Source organism: Caproicibacterium sp. NSD3 (assembly GCF_053613275.1).
Genome location: NZ_CM132119.1, coordinates 1,454,216 through 1,470,875, shown reverse-complemented (window position 1 = coordinate 1,470,875; position 16,660 = coordinate 1,454,216). Strand labels below are relative to the sequence as shown.

Sequence of the window (16,660 nt, the reverse complement as noted above, 5' to 3'; positions counted from 1 at the left end):
TGATTTATCTTATATAGAATAAAAAACAGCTGTCCGGTAAAGTGTTTACTGCCGGGCAGCTGCTTTTTTATTTTACGGTAATTAGCTGATACTCTTTTGTGCCGAGTCCCATCTTTTCGCCGTGAGCGATTTGTGTTCTCCAGGAGCAGTTGGGGAAAAGCGCTGTAAAATAGTCGTCACCTTGTTTTGCTTTTCCATCCAGCTCGGAACCGGGTAAAATGATCTGCTGATTCACTGCATCCGCGCAAGCCTGATCCAGCGCAATCGGGTCAAAAGAAGCAAACATGCCGACATCCGGCACGACCGGCGTATCATTCTCCTCATGGCAGTCGCAATAGGGAGAAACGCTGACAACTAGACTAATATGAAATTGCGGACGATTATGCAGAATTGCCCAACTGTATTCCACGATCTTTTTGTTGAGAATTTCTTCTACTTCGTCATTAGCGGCGCAGATTGCATCTTTGGGGCAGACACCAATACATCTGCCGCAGCCTACGCATTTTTCGTGATCGATTGCAGCTTTTCTATTGGTAACCGTAATGGCATGATGCGCACAGACTTTCGTACACTGCCCGCAGCCGATACATTTTTCCGAATCGGTCAGAGGTTTTCCGGCACTGTGCATTTCCATTTTACCAGCACGGGAACCGCCTCCCATGCCGATGTTTTTTAGCGTGCCGCCGATTCCGGTTGACTCGTGAACTTTAAAATGGGTCAGAGAGATGATGACGTCCGCATCCATCAGCGCACGGGCAACTTTTGCTTCTTTTACATATTCGCCGCCTTCTACCGGTACCAGCACTTCATCTGTTCCTTTAAGACCGTCTGCAATCAGAATCTGACAGCCGGTCTGAAGCGGAGAGAACCCGTTGAGATAAGCGGTATCCAGGTGTTCCAGTGCGTTTTTTCTGCCGCCTACATAGAGTGTATTGGCATCTGTCAGAAACGGTTTTCCGCCTTGACTCTTTACAAAGTCAGCAATCGTTTTTGCATATTGATGGCGCAAAAAAGCGAGATTTCCAAGCTCTCCGAAATGCATCTTGATTGCGGCAAATTGATCCTCAAAATGAATTTTGCCCATGCCAGCAGCTGTGATCAGCCGGGTAAGTTTCTTTTGTAGGCTGTCACCCGGCTTTACACGCATATTTGTAAAATAAACATTGGATGCGTTCATGGTGAATTCTTCCTGCCTTTCGTCCTTGATTTTTTGTGGGGGAAAGCGGTGGAAGTTAAATGAAAACTGTCACAGATCATTTCCTGCAAATCACAGAGTGGAAGCGCAAGATTTGGATACGCGGAGATCCAGTGACGTTTATTCATGTGCCACCCAGCGGTAACAGAGTCTGGATAAACACTGCGCCAAAAATCCGCTTTTGACGGTTCACATTTTAAATTGATACAAAGACCCTTTTCCTGCTCGGTAATCAGTCCAAACCACTTCTTATTCTCTTTGTGGCGCAGAGCAATAGCGTCCCCGTTTCGAAAGGGACAGTCGGCTACAGCACCGGAAAATCCAAGACATAGTTTACATAGCTCATTACTTGTCATAGAGAAAATCCCCCGTTAATATCTGTGGTTATTTTAACATAAAGTATGGCAAAATACCAGCAGCGATTCTAGGTTAAGAATCTTCTTGTTTTCTTAGAAAACCGTCCTATAATGGAAGCAGTTAAAGAGGAAAGGAAGTCATTTGCAGATGTCAGTATTAGGGGCAGTGATCGTTCCGCATCCACCGATTATTCTGCCGGAGATCGGCAAGGGTGAAGAAAAGAAAATCAGCAAAACAATCGAAGCATATCGAAAAGTTGCCCGAATGGTGGCAGATTGGAATCCGGATACTGTGGTGATTACTTCACCGCATACGGTGCTGTATGCGGATTACTTTCATATTTCTCCCGGTAAAAAAGCAGAGGGGGATTTTCTTTCATTTGGAGCACCGAATGTAAGAATCAGAGCGGATTATGACCAGCTGTTTGTAGAAGAACTGATGAAAAGAGCCAGAAAGGCACATCTGCCGGCTGGAACTTTCGGAGAGCAAGAGCCGGAGCTTGACCACGCAACGATGATTCCGCTGCGTTTTTTGCAGGAAGCGGGAGTCTCTTGTAAAGTGATTCGAGTTGGCCTTTCGGGATTATCGGCGCTAACTCATTATCGCCTTGGAAAATGTATTTCTGAAACAGCAAAAGCATTACAGCGGAAAATTGTGTTTGTTGCAAGCGGCGATCTCTCTCATAAGCTTTTGGAGAGCGGTCCTTATGGATTCTCTGAAGATGGTCCGCGTTTTGATCATCAGGTGACAGAAGCGATGAAAACAGGAGACTTTTTAAAATTTCTGGAGTTTTCGGAACCCTTCTGCGAATCGGCGGCGGAGTGCGGACTGCGTTCTTTTCAGATTATGGCGGGGGGATTGGACGGTTTATCCGTTTCTCCAGAGCTGCTTTCTTATGAAGGAACTTTCGGAGTTGGCTATGCTGTAGCGAGTTTTGCAGTAACTGGGAAAGATGATTCCCGTCATTTTGATCGCTTTTATGAGCAGAAGGAAAATCAGAGAGTGATGCAGAAAAGGCAGCAGGAAGATCCTTATGTGCATTTAGCAAGAAAAAGTTTGGAGACTTTTGTTGAGACAGGAAAACGGTTGTCTTTGCAGAATCTTTTGGTTCAGTTGCCGGAAGAACTGCGGGAAAAGAAAGCCGGTGCGTTTGTCTCGATTCATCAGGAAGGAAGGCTGCGCGGCTGTATCGGAACCATCGAACCTGTTTTTCCTTGTTTGGCAGAGGAAATTATCCACAATGCTGTTTCGGCAGGAACCGCTGACCCAAGATTTTCGCCGGTCAGAAATGAAGAACTGCCAAGCTTGGAATACAGTGTAGATGTGCTGGAAAAGCCGGAAAAAATTTCGTCGCCCGAAGAGCTTGATGTAAAAAAATATGGAGTCATTGTTTCTGATGGAGAAAGGAGAGGACTTCTGCTTCCGAACCTAGAGGGAGTGACTTCTGTAAAGCAGCAAATTGAGATTGCGCGGCAAAAAGCAGGCATCGGAAAATTTGAGAGCTATTCGTTGGAGCGGTTTGAGGTGGTGAGACATTTTTGAAAGAAATTTGTGAAATCTGTTTTCATCATTGTGCTTTGGAGGATGGAGAAATCGGATTTTGTCGGGCACGAAAAAATCAGAATGGAAAGATAATTCCAATTAATTATGGAAAAATCACCTCTATTTCTCTCGACCCAATCGAGAAGAAACCTTTGAGACAATTCTATCCAGGAAAGAAAATCCTTTCGATTGGCAGTTTCGGCTGCAATCTTCGGTGCCCTTTCTGCCAGAACTATGAAATATCAATGGCAGAAGAGGCACAGTGCGGACAGATTTTCTGTACGCCGACACAGCTTTTCAGAAAAGCACAGGAGTTGGTTCCAAAAGGAAATATTGGACTTGCCTATACCTATAATGAGCCTTTAGTCGGCTATGAATTTGTTCGAAACTGTGCCAAAAAGATTCATGAGGGAAATCTCAAAAATGTGCTGGTGACAAACGGAACGATTTGTAAAGAACCGTTGCAGGAACTTTTGCCGCTGATTGATGCCGCCAATGTTGATTTAAAAGCGTTTACGCCACAGTTTTATCAAAAGATCGCCGGAAATTTGGAAGTGGTAAAAGAGACGATTCGGATGATGGCAGGCCATTGTCATCTGGAGGTGACAACCCTGGTGATTCCAGGAGAAAACGACAGCATAGAAGAAATGAAAGAGCTGTCTTTTTGGCTTTCGTCTGTGCGGCGTGATATTCCGCTGCATATTACACGCTTTTTCCCGCGTTATCAGTTTAAAAATCATCCACCAACGCCGGTCGAAACGATTCATCGGCTTTGTGAAACAGCAGGAGAGTTTTTAGAGTATGTTTATCCCGGCAATTGCTAAAAAGGGAGCAGCATCGTGATAAAAAGCGATGCTGTTCTTTTTTTAAAATGCAAAGGATTTTTGCTTTTTTCATTGACTTTTTCCGCAAATGCTGTTATGATGCTAATAGAACATATGTTCAAATTAAAAGACATTAAGAAGGATAGAGAAATGACAACAATGGAGAAACTGAAAATTCTGACGGATGCGGCAAAGTATGATGTTGCCTGTACTTCGAGCGGGGTCGACCGTTCCGGGAAAAAAGGCGGCCTTGGCTCGACGCAGTTCAGCGGAATCTGTCACAGCTTTGCAGCGGACGGCAGATGTATTTCTCTGTTAAAAGTTCTCTATACCAATTTTTGTATTTGTGATTGTAAATATTGCGTCAATCGCCGTTCCAACGATGTAAAAAGGGCTTCTTTTACGCCGCGGGAACTGGCAGAACTTACAATTGGTTTTTATAAAAGAAATTATATTGAGGGATTATTTCTAAGCAGTGGGATTATTAAAAATCCAGATTACACCTGTGAGCAAATGCTGAAGGTACTGGAATTATTGCGGGAGGAATATCATTTTCGAGGATATATTCATGTCAAGGCAATTCCCGGAGCAGATGACCAACTTTTAAAAAGACTCGGTATGCTTGCAGATAGAATGAGCGTTAATATTGAACTGCCTTCAGAAGAGAGTTTAAACCGGCTTTGTCCCGATAAAAACCGAAAGGCAATTTTTCATCCGATGGGGTTGATTTCGAGTGGAATTCAGGTCCATACAAAAGAATTGGCACAGTATCGCTATGCGCCGAAGTTTGTACCGGCAGGGCAGAGCACCCAAATGATTATTGGTGCGACCAAAGATACCGATTACCAGATTTTAAATCTCGCAGAAAGTCTCTATCACAAATATCAGCTAAAACGGGTTTTCTTTTCGGCTTATGTACCGGTAGCAGAAAATGCACTTTTGCCGCCTTTACAAACAAAACCGCCGCTTTTAAGGGAGCATCGCCTTTATCAGGCGGACTGGCTTTTGCGCTATTACGGATTTAAAGCACATGAACTTTTGGATCAAGAGCATCCGCAGTTTAATCCGGTGATTGATCCAAAGTGTAATTGGGCGCTGCAGCATATGAACTTTTTCCCGGTAGAAGTAAACTGTGCAGATTATCACACCTTGCTGCGTGTACCTGGAGTTGGGCCAAAATCGGCTAAGGCAATTTTGCAGGCACGTCGTGCTGCTACGCTGGACTTTACCGGCCTAAAAAAGTTGGGAGTGGTCTTAAAGAGGGCACAGTATTTTTTAACCTGCAGCGGGCGTATTATCGATGGGCTGCGGGTCACTCCCGATATTGTTCTGCGCAATCTGATTAGTCAGCAGGGAATCGAATTGCTGAAAACAGAGGAACCACCTGAGCAGTTGAGCTTTTTTTCGCCCACAGAATCTTTTGAGCAAATTAGGCGGTTAATGCCGATCAGAATCAGAGGGTAGAGAGAACAATCATGCAGGAAACAAACATTATTTATCACTATGATGGAAGCTTTGACGGTTGTATTTGCTGTGTATTTGATGCGTTTTACCGCAAAGAAAATCCAATAAAGATCCTTTCTAAAGAGGAAAGACAGGTTACTTTATTTCCAACGCACGAAGTGCAAACAGATTTTTCTCATGCAAAACGTGTTTTAAATGCACTTTATGAAAAGGTGTCTCCCAAGGTTGTTCGGTTTATAGAGGAAGGATTCCTGTCCTGTGAACCGGAAAAAGAAAAATTGATTTTGGAAACGATTCGCAGAGCTTTTGGGGATGGCGCTAACGTTTTAAACAATCTTACAGATGATTCAGTCGGAAAGCTTTACCGCGCTGTTAAATTTTTAAAAAATGAAACTCACCTTTTATGCGGATTTGTGCGCTTCTCAGAGCAGAATCATACACTTTGCGCCGTGATTTCTCCTAAAAATCGGGTATTGCCGCTTTTAGCCCCTCATTTTTGCAGGCGCTATCCGGAAGAACATTTCCTGATTTATGATGAAACGCATCAAGAAGCAATTCTTTATCAGCCTTATGAATCAATTTTGATTCCATTGGAGAATTTTCAAGCCTTTCCAGCTGATGAAGAAGAAAAAAATTTCAGGGCACTTTGGAAGTGCTTTTATGATACCATTGCAATTGAAGGACGATTAAATCCAAAGTGCCGAATGAATCATATGCCAAAGCGATATTGGAGCCATTTGACAGAATTGCAGGAGCAGACAGAGAATTTTAACGAAGAGCATTCTGAAAAAACACTTTCGCTCAAAAAAATATCAGAATCGTAAATTGGAAAGATCATATAAAAAGCGCTCCGGAAAAATTCCGAAGCGCTTTTTATATTTTATTGCATCTCTTCTTGAATTGCTGCCATTAAGGGTGGAATCAGCTGCTTTTTGCGGCTCATTAAGCCCGGCAAAACAGCGCAATCTCCTTGAGGCTTTACGTGAAATGCTTTTTCGATGATCGCAGCAGCGTGAGGTCCGGTGAACATTAAATCGGTTGATTCTTCGGGTACGTCGGTAAACATGTAAAAAATCATCGGAATTCCCTGATATGCAGCCGCTTCTGATAAATAAGGGCCAACCAGCTTCTTAGCGGAAATTTTTGACTTTTTAGTCATATAGGTTCCTTGACCGACACCGAAACGGACATCTCCACGACTGAAAATCTTGAAATCTGACAGGAAAATTTCTTCTGCATTTTTTCCGGTTAGATCTGCACCAGCTTCAAACATTTGTTCGGCGTATTGAGGAATGTTGATGTTGGCAGTCTTAGCGAGTTCTTCGGCGACCGCTTTGTCGACGGGAGTGCAGGTTGGGCTGCGGAACATCAGAGTATCCGAAAGAATTGCGGAGAGCAGCAGACCGGCAATATCTTTTGGAATTTCCACATTGTTTTCATGAAACATCTGATAGACAATTGTACAAGTACATCCCATTGGGACATTGCGAAAATAGACGGGATTCATGGTTTCTACAGCCTTTAGACGATGATGGTCGATGATTTCAAGGATCTCCGCTTGGTCAAGGCCATCTACAGCTTGTGTTTTTTCATTGTGGTCAACCAGAATAATCTGTTTGCGGTGAACATTCAGTAAGTTTCGTCTGCTGATAACGCCGCAGTAAAGACCATTATCATTTAAAACAGGGAAATAGCGGAACCGGACATTTGCCATTACTTTGTGAGCATCTTCAACCGGTGTATTTAAATTAAATTTACTGATATTATCTTTTGTCATATAATGGCTGATAGGTGCTGCCTGACTGATTAGTTTGGCAACATCGTAAATAGGATGAGGAGTTGTAATAATTCTACATCCTTTTTCCGATGCGCGTGCAATAATGGTTTTTGGAGTTGCGAGACCGCCACAGATGATGATACATCCTGCACCGCATTCAATGGCGCACAGTTGACTTTCATAACGGTTGGAAAGGATGACCATATCGCCTTCCTTGACGTATTCTTCCATGGCATCTGGTGTAGCGGCTCCAATAAAGATATTTCCCTTGTCAATCACGGCATCTTCATCACCAAGAATCATTTTGCCTTCCAGAGTTTGTACAACATTTCTATAGGGCGTATGGGCCTTGGAAAGGACAGCAGTGTCTAATAGATCCATATTGGCAGTTGCAATATCCCGAATGGTAATAATACCGAGGAGTTCTTTTTGGGGATTCGTAATGCAGAGCGTGTCAATTTCCACACTGCGCATCAGCATCCATGCAGACTTTAGCGACATGTTTCCGTCCACTCCGGGCTGGCAGCGAATGTCAATATCTTTTACCTGAGGGCTGACATCGGTGCAAAGTCTAGGGGATCTAACACCAAAATATTTCAAAACAAATTCAGTTTCTCGATTTAAAAGGCCAGCGCGGCGTGCTTCGGCGTTGATCCCAAGTTTTTTCTTTAAATAAGCGTATGCAATCGCAGAACAGATGGAATCTGTATCAGGATGTTGGTGACCGATTACATTCACCTTACGGCGGACATCGGTATTGGGCATGAAAAGCCCCTCCTTTTATCTTAAATTGTGGGTTTGAGCAAATCTATTTACCGAGCAGACTTGCTACAAATATCACTTTCATTATAACACAATTCTTTAGTGGTGCAATTGCTTCTCTAAAAGGATTTCGTCTTAAATGTTAAAAAAAGAGATAAAATAAAAAGGTTGGTTTTCTTTTTTAAGTGTAAAAAAGAAAATAAAAGCCATAACTCTAATGATATTTTTATAAAATAACGGAAAATAAAGAATTAATGAAAAAAAGGCCTTGACAGAAGCAATGTGTTTTTGTATAATTAAAAAGCTTCCTATGAAGCAGCGCTGAATTCGGCCCGTTGGTCAAGTGGCTAAGACAGCGGCCTCTCACGCCGTTAACGTGGGTTCGAATCCCGCACGGGTCACCAAATGAATAGATCCCATAGAGAAGCACGATCATTGCCGAAAGACATTCGATCAGTTGGTGCAGATAGCGGCGAGGGTCCACCTGTTCCCATTCCGAACACAGAAGTTAAGCTCGCTTGCGCCGAAGATACTTGGCTGGTAACGGCCCGGGAAAATAGGTAAGTGCCAACATAGATATTCCTCAATAGCTCAGCCGGTAGAGCATGCGACTGTTAATCGCAGGGTCGTTGGTTCGAGTCCAACTTGGGGAGCCAAGGCTGAATCCGGACGTTGCTTTTACGTCCGGATTCTTTTTATTCCTTTGCAGAAACTGCACGCTTTTTGCAAAACACGGGCCATTAGCTCAGTTGGTTAGAGCTACCGGCTCATAACCGGTTGGTGCTGGGTTCGAGTCCTAGATGGCCCACCAAACAAAAACCGCATCAGATAGCCATTTGTTGGCATTCTGGTGCGGCTTCTTTATGCTCTTAATTAACGCAAAAACACGCAAAATAACAGTAAAATTTGAAAATATGCAAGTCAAAAGATGCATTGCATTACGCTATAGATGTGAAATATATTCACATAAAAAATATTATTATAATGAAACAATTCGTTTGCTTCCGAAGGCATGGATGGTTCGCATCTTCGCCTTGCAAAGCAATTAAACGCTTGTTGATCCATGCGAAGCTCGTGAGGCAAAATTATTTACCAATTTATACCGTAATTACATTCTGTCTTTGACTTTGTTATTTAAATCAGATATATTTTTGATATTTAAATTTTCGCTTGTTAATGTTTCCAATGTTTTTATATTTCTTTTATCCTCTTCACTAAGGCAATTGTTGTCTCTTAAATAGGTAAATACAGTTAATAACATAGAATAATAGTATTCATTTCTGGGAAATTTTTGAATGCCATCAAACAACTTGTTTTTAGCGTGATTGATGTCGCTTCTAAATTTACCAGATGTTATATCTTCTGATTTGGCCAAGTAATAATACGCTTTACCCATTGAATGAAGACTATACATTTTGTTTAAGTTATTTCGCACATTGGTATCGAAACAAGCAATTGCATCATTATATTTTCGCTGCGTCAGTAAGAATTCTCCTTTCAAGTGGTTGATGAAAGCCTTATTATCCTCTATAACAAATGTATCAATTGCAAAATTTAATAATTCTTCAATCTGCTTAGTTGTATAATTATTATCATTTTGTAAAATTGCATTTATAAGTGTCCCAACAAAATGTTCTTCAGAATCATTTCCAGATGAAGCTTGTATGATACTTTTGATATCAGCGATTTCTTCACTATAATTTCCTTTATAGTGAATTTGCAAAATTAGCTCTGAAATATATCTATGTCTGCCACTTATGAAATACTCGCCTTGTATTTCTTCTTGAAATAAATTACCTTTTGCATCTCCATTTAATATTTTGTCAACAAAATCTTCCCAAGTAAAAGAATAATGCTTTTCAATAGACCTTTTTAATAAGCCCCATTGTAATTTTAACCCATACTTAAAACTTAACGAAACAATTCCATAAGCCAATTTTGCTTCATTAGACAAATTATCATATTCAAAGCAGATTGAATCAGTCACACTTTCAGATCGATCAATAACCTCTAGTAATATATCAATGATATTCTGACTGTTAGATATTTTTCTAGTAACAGATTCTTCGTCAAATTTTGTAGAAACATTTAATATATTGCTTGCAATCATTTTCTTTACAAGTTTTTGTGCTTCGAGTATGTCAAGGGTATCCTTGACATCTATATAATAGTTGATAGGTTCTAACCTTGTTTTATTATAATTACTGAAAACATTATCCCAATCAGAATACCTCGATGTAGCAATGAATATTGCAGGAATTTGATTGTTCTGAGTATCAGAAAGCATTTTAAAAAATTGCTCATAATCGACTATTACATTATCAAAAATAATTACAATGGTAGATTTAACCTTTCCGTATATATCAAATAACAGTCCACTTCGATATTGTGATTGAGTTTTAAACAGAAATGATAAGATACCATTTTGGGTTAATTCATAGGCTAACCTATAGATTAATGTAGATTTTCCGGATACTGCTGGCCCTCTTAATAATAATTTTTTCATCTGATGTTCCGCACTCAATTCGATTATAAAGTCTACCAAGGATTCAGTATTCAGTTTTTTTACATCTTTACCACCAAGTTCTGTTACATCGAGCTCTCGACATACATCGAAATTGTTTTTGATGATGCCCCAACTAGGGCTACCTCCTCTATAAAATGAGCGCGGATCTACAGGGTAGTTCATAGTAGAATTATAGAATTCAAAACATTCAGTTATATAATTCATTGTCCGTGGATCGAAAGTATATAACGATGATTCTGGAGAAAAGAGAATTTTGAGCTGTTGAAGTTTAATTTTATAATTGCTTTCTGCTATTGTATACATTTCTTCAAAAAAGTCATCTGCAGTTCCTTTAATATATTTTATTTTATAAATTTCTAAATCTGTTTTTAAATCTTCTGAAATTTCAGGAAGAATAATATATTTTTCCTTTATCGATTCCCAACGAGCATTATCAGAAAAAGTTTCAAGAATGTCTGTTATGATTTTATCTGAAAAGCTATAACCAATAAAAACAAATGTATCATTAAAGTCTTCCATAAGTCTGTTTATATATTTTTTACTGCTTTTTTTGGAAAATTTTAAATCTTCTAGTGTGATTTTCAATGGGTTATCTTCTGAATATGGGGTATTAATATCTCCGTTTATCTTGTATAGTGGAATATTTGAATCATTAACAAATGCTTTAGGATGCAAGGGGTCTTCCAAAGTATATTCATAATATCTCTGATTTTTATATGATTTTTCCACCAAATCATCATAATTAGTGGTATAGATAGCTTTCCAAGGAATTAGTGAGATTTTTTCGAACTTTTTGCTTGGAGTAAGGTACTTTAATCTGTCCCGTATGGATTTTTCTATTTCTTTTCTGAATCCTTTTTTTACAAGATTGTAAGTGAAACGCGGCAAATCGGAATTAAATTTTACGCCAGTATTGCCTAACTGATTATACAGATATTTTGCTAAATCTGCCCCTAATAATCCCCCAGATTCTAATGTAGCACCGGCGCCAAGAAACAAAATACATTTTTTGTTAAATATTCTATGTAACAAAGCTTCCGGTATATCGATCATAGTAAACATCTCCATCTTTCCAATTTCACAATTTTACAAATCAAGCTCCTAACTTTAACTTACCGTTGACCGAACTTCCGATTATTACTATAATCTGAATTCTATTATTACATTAATAATATCCTTAAATTCTATAAAATGGAATACTTTGAACAAAAATTTGTAAAAATTTAACATAATTGTAATATTACAATTATATGCATTAACAACAAAAAATCCCCCAGCCATCCTTTAGGATAGCTGGGGGATCGATTTATGTATTGATATTACTTTTGATCGCTGGAATTGTCCGGTACCTGAGAATCGACCTTGCTTTTAAGCATCGAGACTAGCCGACCTAAGAAACCAGGAAGCGGTACTCCGATATTTTCTAAGATACTAATTAATTCGTTACAAATAAGCCAAACAGCCACGAGTGACGCGATCAGCATCGGAAGATGAATAGTCATACCAAGTTTATCTCCTGCATAAGAAAGGAGCCAGTCAAGGACAGCACCGACTGCTACTAAAAGCCACATGCAAACCTTTTTTGCAATGCTGTTGCCATTATAATCGCAAACGCCGGACTGTACCTTGACGCTGTCACCGATTCCAATAGTAGCTGGCGTAGGGGCGGAGTCTTCGTTATACTGTCCGCGGATATCTCCATCGTTTACCCAGCACATTCTATTGTCCAAAAGGTACGGGCTTGCGGCATCTTCTGCGATGTATGTAATGACGCCATGATTTTTGAGCATGTTTCCTGCTAGAATTGCTTCGCTGTTTGGCGCGGTGCTGGATGTGTAGCACTGCAGAAGATATCACAGATGGACTGAAGCTGATCATTAGACGGAAATTCGTTGTTGCATTTATATCCGTCTGCATCCTCCATGTCGTACCAAACGCCCCACGGCAAAAAAGACACTTATTGCTCTTAAAGGTACCGCAGAACAAATATTTAATATGGTCATCGATGCGCGTGTGATGGAATACAATCCAGGGGTTTCCGTAAGGATTCCGCGTAATGCCCCTCAAAACTTTAGAAGGGCTTTAACGGATAAAGAACAACAATGGATTATAGACACGCCGCATAGGGCACAGAGGGCCGCAATGATTATGATGTATGCAGGGTTACGCCGTGGGGAACTTATTGCTTTAACTTGGGATAATATTGATCTTAAAAATAAAACAATATGGGTAAACAAGTCTGTCGAGATGATAGAGGACAAGCTCCGTGTTAAAGCGCCCAAGACAAAAGTGGGGAATCGTACAGTTGATATTCCACAGCGGCTTGCTGATTTTTTGGATCCACTCTGGCAGGATCATCTTGCCCAGTTTCCCAGTGTACAACCAATTAATCTGCTTGTCTGCTGAACCGCTTCCGGAAAAATGTTTACCAATGAAGCATGGAAATCTATGTGGAAAAGTTATCTTGTTGATCTCAATGTAAAATACGGATTTGAAGGTCGCGTGAAAAAGCTTGCGGCAAACAAAAAGAACAAAGATAGAAAAAAACAAGGTAAACTTCCTTTGCTAATTCCAAACATTACGCCGCATTGGTTACGGCATACATTCGCAACGTTACTTTATTTGGCCGGGGTAGACGTGCCTACTGCTCGGGATCAACTAGGACATGCTGATATAAAAACAACACTCGCAATTTATACTCATCTCGACAAAATTTACAAGCGGAAATTCATGAACCGGCTCGATGATTATCTGGACCCCAAAGAGGATTTGGAAGGTCCATGCAAGTCAGACATTTTAACAAAATCAGTCTTGATGCGGGTTCCCAGAGATTTACTTACCGGCTCATAACCGGTTGGTGCTGGGTTTGAGTCCTAGATGGACCGCCAAACAAAAACCGCATCAGATAGCCATTTGTTGGCATTCTGGTGCGGCTTTTTACACCTTGTTTTAACGAAAGGACACGCAAAATAACGATAAAATATAAAAAAGTACAGTTAAAAAATAGTCCTAATTATAAAGTTAATGTGAAAAACATTCACATTACAAAAACAAATATTTATAGACGATGTCAAAGCATTCTTCAATGATATCATCTTTATTCTCTTCTTGGCATTCGTTTTCGCCGGCAATACGGTCATAGGTGAAATTCACGATGTCGGTAACCATCAGAATCGCAATCCGTGAATTTTTCACCTTTAGGTCGTTGATCATAGGCGAATTTTCAATAGACTTCATAATATGGCTTAATGTTTGCTCAGAAATTAGCCTTTTTTGCAGAGCAATCTTGGGATTCTCATAATTGAGAACTCTTAGTTCAGACCTCATTTTTGCCGATTTTCCATAAGTTTGGAGCAAATCCAAAATAAATTCACGAAGCCAAGCTTTCTTGTCTGCCTTATATTGTGCGGTTTTATGGAGCGAATTGCTGATTGTTTGAATAAACCGCTCGTTCTGGTTTCGATAAACTTCCATTAAAAGTTCATCTTTGTCTTTAAAATAAAAATAAAAGCTTCCAATCGATAATTTTGCAACAGTTGCCAGTTCTTTCACAGATGTTTCAAAATATCCTTTTTGACAAAAGCATGATTCAGCTGCTTCCACTATGGCTTGCCTGGTGTTGGTGCTGCGGGTCTGCTTAAATTTACTGGTGATTCTTTTTTTGTCCATCGTAATATTTCTCCTATCTAGGTTCATTTTACAATGCAACAGTATGCCTGTCAATTATTTCGAATGAGCATTCAAAAAATATTGACACTGTATGCAGATGAGCTATAATATAAATTCGAATAGTGATTCGAATTTATATTATACTAGTCATTTTGCAAAGGGGAAAAATAGAATGAAATATCATGTGGAAGCGTGGGATATTCTCCAGAATTTGTTTGAGGTAAAACATATCAACAATCATGTTCTTCATTTTGCCGCAGAGTTTTCAGATGAACTCAATTACAAATGGGTAAAGCAAGCCGTTGATTTTTTGGCAGATGCTTTTCCTTTGATTTGCTGTGGCTTTAAAGATACCTATCCGCATCGTCCTGTATGGGTGGATTATGGCTATATGTCGGATCAGATGGTATCTCTTATCGAAACGGAAGACTCCAGTTTTGCTGTTCAAAAGTTTCTTTGTCAGGAACTTAATTTAGAAAAAGGTCCCCAGATGAAGATCGGCGTGATAAGAGAAGGAAAGACGGATACTATTTGTGTTCTAATGAACCATATGTTATGCGATGCTGCCGGTTTTAAAGAAATTCTTTATCAGCTCGCGGCAACTTATACCTGTTTGGAAAATCAGAAACAAGTTCGTATTAGCTCTATGATTGAGGATCGAAGCGTTCGACAAATTTTAAAAGCACATTCTCTGAGAGACCGAATGAAAATCTATTGTTCCAAAGCTCAGTTAAACCCGCATGGAGATCAAAAATTTGATTTTGAAGGGGACCTTTCCAACCCCTTTATTGAAATTAGAAAAATTTCGCGCCAACAGTTTTTGCCCTTGAAAAGCTATGCGAAAAACCATCAAGCCAGCATCAATGACATCATGATGACTGCTCTTCTGCGGGTGCTTTTCCGCTTTTTCGGAGATACAGCCCCATTGCCCTGTGCCATTGATTTAAGAAGATTTCTTCCAGAGCATAAAGCGGGAGGGGTTTGCAATTTAATGTCAAACCTCTGCTGCTATGTTGGTCCGGATTTGGGAGACAGTTTTGAAAGTACGCTTTTCAAAGTTAAAAAAGAAATGGATGCACAAAAAAATAATCTGGGATGTATTAAAAATATTGCCCTCTTAGAAAAGATTTTTACTGTGCTTCCTTACAAAATTGCTTATGACCTCTTGAAAAAATATTTTTCAAATCCTCCGGTCGCTTTTACGAATATTGGAATCTTGGATAAAAATCGCCTTGCTTTCGGCAGTACTAAAATGATGAATGCTTATATGACGGGCTCTATCAAATACAATCCAAACTTTCAAGTTTCACTTACCACATTTGATAATCAAGCAACATTATGCGTGAATCTATATGGAACACAGAACGACCAAAAAATAATCATTGACTTTCTGGATGATTTCATGCGAGAATTACAAAGCATAGATTGAGGGAAGCCTCCAAGAAAGACAGAACCTCAAATTTGGTTCACCTAAGGGGGATTTTCATGGATTCTGAGATATTTAACCTGCAGAGAAGAACAGTCGCACACATGACTTCACTTTCATGGAAGAACGTACCACATGTGTCGTATGTATATGAGCCTGATATTACTGACTTTTATAATGACTTTTTAAAACTTGCCGAAAAAAGAAAAGGCCTTGGACATAAAATTACGTTTAACACAATTATGCTGAAAGTGGTTGCTGAGGGGTTATTAGCATCACCGGAATTGAATTCCTATATAAAATATAATTACAAGAAAGCCGAAGGCTCGACACATATTCTTGATGAAATCAATATTTCAATACCGTGGCTTTTATCTGATGGTAAAATGATCCCTCCAGCGATCCCTAACATTGGAAAGCTGTCGCTTAATGAAATTGCTGATTATATGTTAAACCTAGCCAAAAGAATAGAAAAAACAAATATAGAGGAAATGCTATATAGAGCTGCATTCGCTGATACAGTGAATGAATTAAAGAAATTTCATTTGACGATCATAAGAAGAATTATTGCGACTCAAATTACCAGACATAGGGTAAAAGGACTGAAGGGCAAGGAAAAAGAAGATTATTATAAGATACCGGAAAAGGAACGTTTGACAGAGAAAGATATCATGTCCGGCACCGTAACGGTCTCAAATATAGGCCCTCTATATAAAGAGCAAAAAGGTGCCTTTGCACTGCTGGAAATTGTACCCCCACAGGTTTTTGCGGTTGGGATCGGATCTATTCAGGAGCGGCCGGGCGTATATATGCAAGAAGATGGGAACAAAGGAATCGGTATTAGAAAGATACTCCCGATGTGTTTAGTATTTGACCATAGAGCAGTTGATTTTAGTTCTATTATTCCGTTTTTAAAAAGGCTTGACGAGATTTTCGCAAAACCGGATGTAATTTATCAGTGGTAAAAAATAGCTGCTTTTATTTTTCCTTTAAAACACGATAAACGATATAATTGTTTTATTTCAAAAAATTCAGTTATAAACCATCAGGATTAAAATGAGATGATCCTTGAAGAAGCTTTTGAACCATGGTATAATAATTCTTATCCCTAAATGAA

14 protein-coding genes, 3 tRNA genes and 1 rRNA gene are annotated in these 16,660 nt (G+C 39.6%); 12 read left to right on the top strand and 6 right to left on the bottom strand.

The window, feature by feature from the left end:
• Positions 1-67: 67 nt before the first annotated feature.
• Positions 68-1,177: a DUF362 domain-containing protein gene (locus tag ACVS9P_RS07225; RefSeq protein ID WP_452102910.1), complete on the bottom strand. Its 1,110-nt coding sequence runs from the start codon at positions 1,175-1,177 to the stop codon at positions 68-70.
• Entirely contained in the window at positions 1,174-1,551 is a 378-nt protein-coding gene (locus ACVS9P_RS07220) for an MmcQ/YjbR family DNA-binding protein (RefSeq protein WP_452102909.1), read from the bottom strand. Before ACVS9P_RS07220 ends, ACVS9P_RS07225 begins: the two co-directional genes overlap by 4 nt.
• Positions 1,552-1,699: 148 nt before the next feature.
• Here ACVS9P_RS07220 and amrA point away from each other — a divergent pair, with 148 nt between their 5' ends.
• The 4 genes from amrA to ACVS9P_RS07200 all read left to right on the top strand — a co-directional run bounded on the left by amrA (position 1,700) and on the right by ACVS9P_RS07200 (position 6,206).
• Positions 1,700-3,094, top strand: coding sequence for an AmmeMemoRadiSam system protein A (amrA, locus tag ACVS9P_RS07215; RefSeq protein ID WP_452102908.1), 1,395 nt, complete (start codon positions 1,700-1,702; stop codon positions 3,092-3,094).
• Entirely contained in the window at positions 3,091-3,918 is an 828-nt protein-coding gene (gene amrS, locus ACVS9P_RS07210) for an AmmeMemoRadiSam system radical SAM enzyme (protein ID WP_452102907.1), read from the top strand. Before amrA ends, amrS begins: the two co-directional genes overlap by 4 nt.
• Positions 3,919-4,068: 150 nt before the next feature.
• On the top strand, positions 4,069-5,382 hold the full coding sequence (locus tag ACVS9P_RS07205; protein WP_452102906.1) for a putative DNA modification/repair radical SAM protein: 1,314 nt from the start codon (positions 4,069-4,071) through the stop codon (positions 5,380-5,382).
• 11 nt (positions 5,383-5,393) lie between these two features.
• Positions 5,394-6,206, top strand: coding sequence for a TIGR03915 family putative DNA repair protein (locus ACVS9P_RS07200; protein WP_452102905.1), 813 nt, complete (start codon positions 5,394-5,396; stop codon positions 6,204-6,206).
• Between the two features lie 56 nt (positions 6,207-6,262).
• Here the strand turns inward: ACVS9P_RS07200 and ACVS9P_RS07195 are convergent, their stop codons facing one another.
• Positions 6,263-7,924: a putative manganese-dependent inorganic diphosphatase gene (locus ACVS9P_RS07195; protein ID WP_452102904.1), complete on the bottom strand. Its 1,662-nt coding sequence runs from the start codon at positions 7,922-7,924 to the stop codon at positions 6,263-6,265.
• Positions 7,925-8,250: 326 nt separating this feature from the next.
• Here ACVS9P_RS07195 and ACVS9P_RS07190 point away from each other — a divergent pair.
• The 4 genes from ACVS9P_RS07190 (at position 8,251) to ACVS9P_RS07175 (ending at position 8,732) form a co-directional block, all read left to right on the top strand.
• Positions 8,251-8,325: transfer RNA gene (locus tag ACVS9P_RS07190), tRNA-Glu, on the top strand.
• 52 nt (positions 8,326-8,377) lie between these two features.
• Positions 8,378-8,494, top strand: a 5S ribosomal RNA gene (gene rrf / locus ACVS9P_RS07185).
• A 7-nt stretch (positions 8,495-8,501) separates the two neighbouring features.
• Positions 8,502-8,577: transfer RNA gene (locus ACVS9P_RS07180), tRNA-Asn, on the top strand.
• Positions 8,578-8,655: 78 nt separating this feature from the next.
• A tRNA-Ile gene (locus ACVS9P_RS07175) sits at positions 8,656-8,732 on the top strand.
• Positions 8,733-9,029: 297 nt separating this feature from the next.
• Here the strand turns inward: ACVS9P_RS07175 and ACVS9P_RS07170 are convergent.
• Positions 9,030-11,501 (bottom strand): SIR2 family NAD-dependent protein deacylase, encoded by a 2,472-nt coding sequence (locus tag ACVS9P_RS07170; protein WP_452102903.1) that lies wholly within the window; start codon positions 11,499-11,501, stop codon positions 9,030-9,032.
• A 266-nt stretch (positions 11,502-11,767) separates the two neighbouring features.
• The gene (locus tag ACVS9P_RS07165) at positions 11,768-12,238 is read right to left on the bottom strand and encodes a phage holin family protein (protein ID WP_452102902.1); all 471 of its coding nucleotides are present in this window, start codon (positions 12,236-12,238) and stop codon (positions 11,768-11,770) included.
• 205 nt (positions 12,239-12,443) lie between these two features.
• Between ACVS9P_RS07165 and ACVS9P_RS07160 the strand changes: the two genes are divergently transcribed.
• Positions 12,444-12,854, top strand: a complete 411-nt coding sequence (locus ACVS9P_RS07160; RefSeq protein ID WP_452102901.1) for a tyrosine-type recombinase/integrase — start codon at positions 12,444-12,446, stop codon at positions 12,852-12,854.
• Between the two features lie 42 nt (positions 12,855-12,896).
• Positions 12,897-13,298 carry a tyrosine-type recombinase/integrase gene (locus ACVS9P_RS07155; RefSeq protein WP_452102900.1) on the top strand — a complete coding sequence of 134 codons (402 nt, stop codon included), beginning with the start codon at positions 12,897-12,899 and terminating at the stop codon, positions 13,296-13,298.
• A gap of 192 nt (positions 13,299-13,490) precedes the next feature.
• Here the strand turns inward: ACVS9P_RS07155 and ACVS9P_RS07150 are convergent, their stop codons facing one another.
• Entirely contained in the window at positions 13,491-14,117 is a 627-nt protein-coding gene (locus ACVS9P_RS07150) for a TetR/AcrR family transcriptional regulator (RefSeq protein ID WP_452102899.1), read from the bottom strand.
• A gap of 172 nt (positions 14,118-14,289) precedes the next feature.
• Between ACVS9P_RS07150 and ACVS9P_RS07145 the strand changes: the two genes are divergently transcribed.
• A complete protein-coding gene (locus tag ACVS9P_RS07145; protein WP_452102898.1) occupies positions 14,290-15,546 on the top strand; it encodes a hypothetical protein in 1,257 nt (418 codons plus the stop codon).
• Positions 15,547-15,602: 56 nt separating this feature from the next.
• Positions 15,603-16,508, top strand: a complete 906-nt coding sequence (locus ACVS9P_RS07140) for a 2-oxo acid dehydrogenase subunit E2 (RefSeq protein ID WP_452102897.1) — start codon at positions 15,603-15,605, stop codon at positions 16,506-16,508.
• Positions 16,509-16,660 lie beyond the last annotated feature (152 nt).

Coding starts and splice junctions, on each gene's coding strand:
- ACVS9P_RS07225 (WP_452102910.1), bottom strand. CDS start 1,177: ATGAACGCATCCAATGTTTATTTTACAAATATGCGTGTAAAGCCGGGT.
- ACVS9P_RS07220 (WP_452102909.1), bottom strand. CDS start 1,551: ATGACAAGTAATGAGCTATGTAAACTATGTCTTGGATTTTCCGGTGCT.
- amrA (WP_452102908.1), top strand. CDS start 1,700: ATGTCAGTATTAGGGGCAGTGATCGTTCCGCATCCACCGATTATTCTG.
- ACVS9P_RS07205 (WP_452102906.1), top strand. CDS start 4,069: ATGACAACAATGGAGAAACTGAAAATTCTGACGGATGCGGCAAAGTAT.
- ACVS9P_RS07200 (WP_452102905.1), top strand. CDS start 5,394: ATGCAGGAAACAAACATTATTTATCACTATGATGGAAGCTTTGACGGT.
- ACVS9P_RS07195 (WP_452102904.1), bottom strand. CDS start 7,924: ATGCCCAATACCGATGTCCGCCGTAAGGTGAATGTAATCGGTCACCAA.
- ACVS9P_RS07170 (WP_452102903.1), bottom strand. CDS start 11,501: ATGATCGATATACCGGAAGCTTTGTTACATAGAATATTTAACAAAAAA.
- ACVS9P_RS07165 (WP_452102902.1), bottom strand. CDS start 12,238: ATGCTCAAAAATCATGGCGTCATTACATACATCGCAGAAGATGCCGCA.
- ACVS9P_RS07160 (WP_452102901.1), top strand. CDS start 12,444: ATGGTCATCGATGCGCGTGTGATGGAATACAATCCAGGGGTTTCCGTA.
- ACVS9P_RS07155 (WP_452102900.1), top strand. CDS start 12,897: ATGTGGAAAAGTTATCTTGTTGATCTCAATGTAAAATACGGATTTGAA.
- ACVS9P_RS07150 (WP_452102899.1), bottom strand. CDS start 14,117: ATGGACAAAAAAAGAATCACCAGTAAATTTAAGCAGACCCGCAGCACC.
- ACVS9P_RS07145 (WP_452102898.1), top strand. CDS start 14,290: ATGAAATATCATGTGGAAGCGTGGGATATTCTCCAGAATTTGTTTGAG.
- ACVS9P_RS07140 (WP_452102897.1), top strand. CDS start 15,603: ATGGATTCTGAGATATTTAACCTGCAGAGAAGAACAGTCGCACACATG.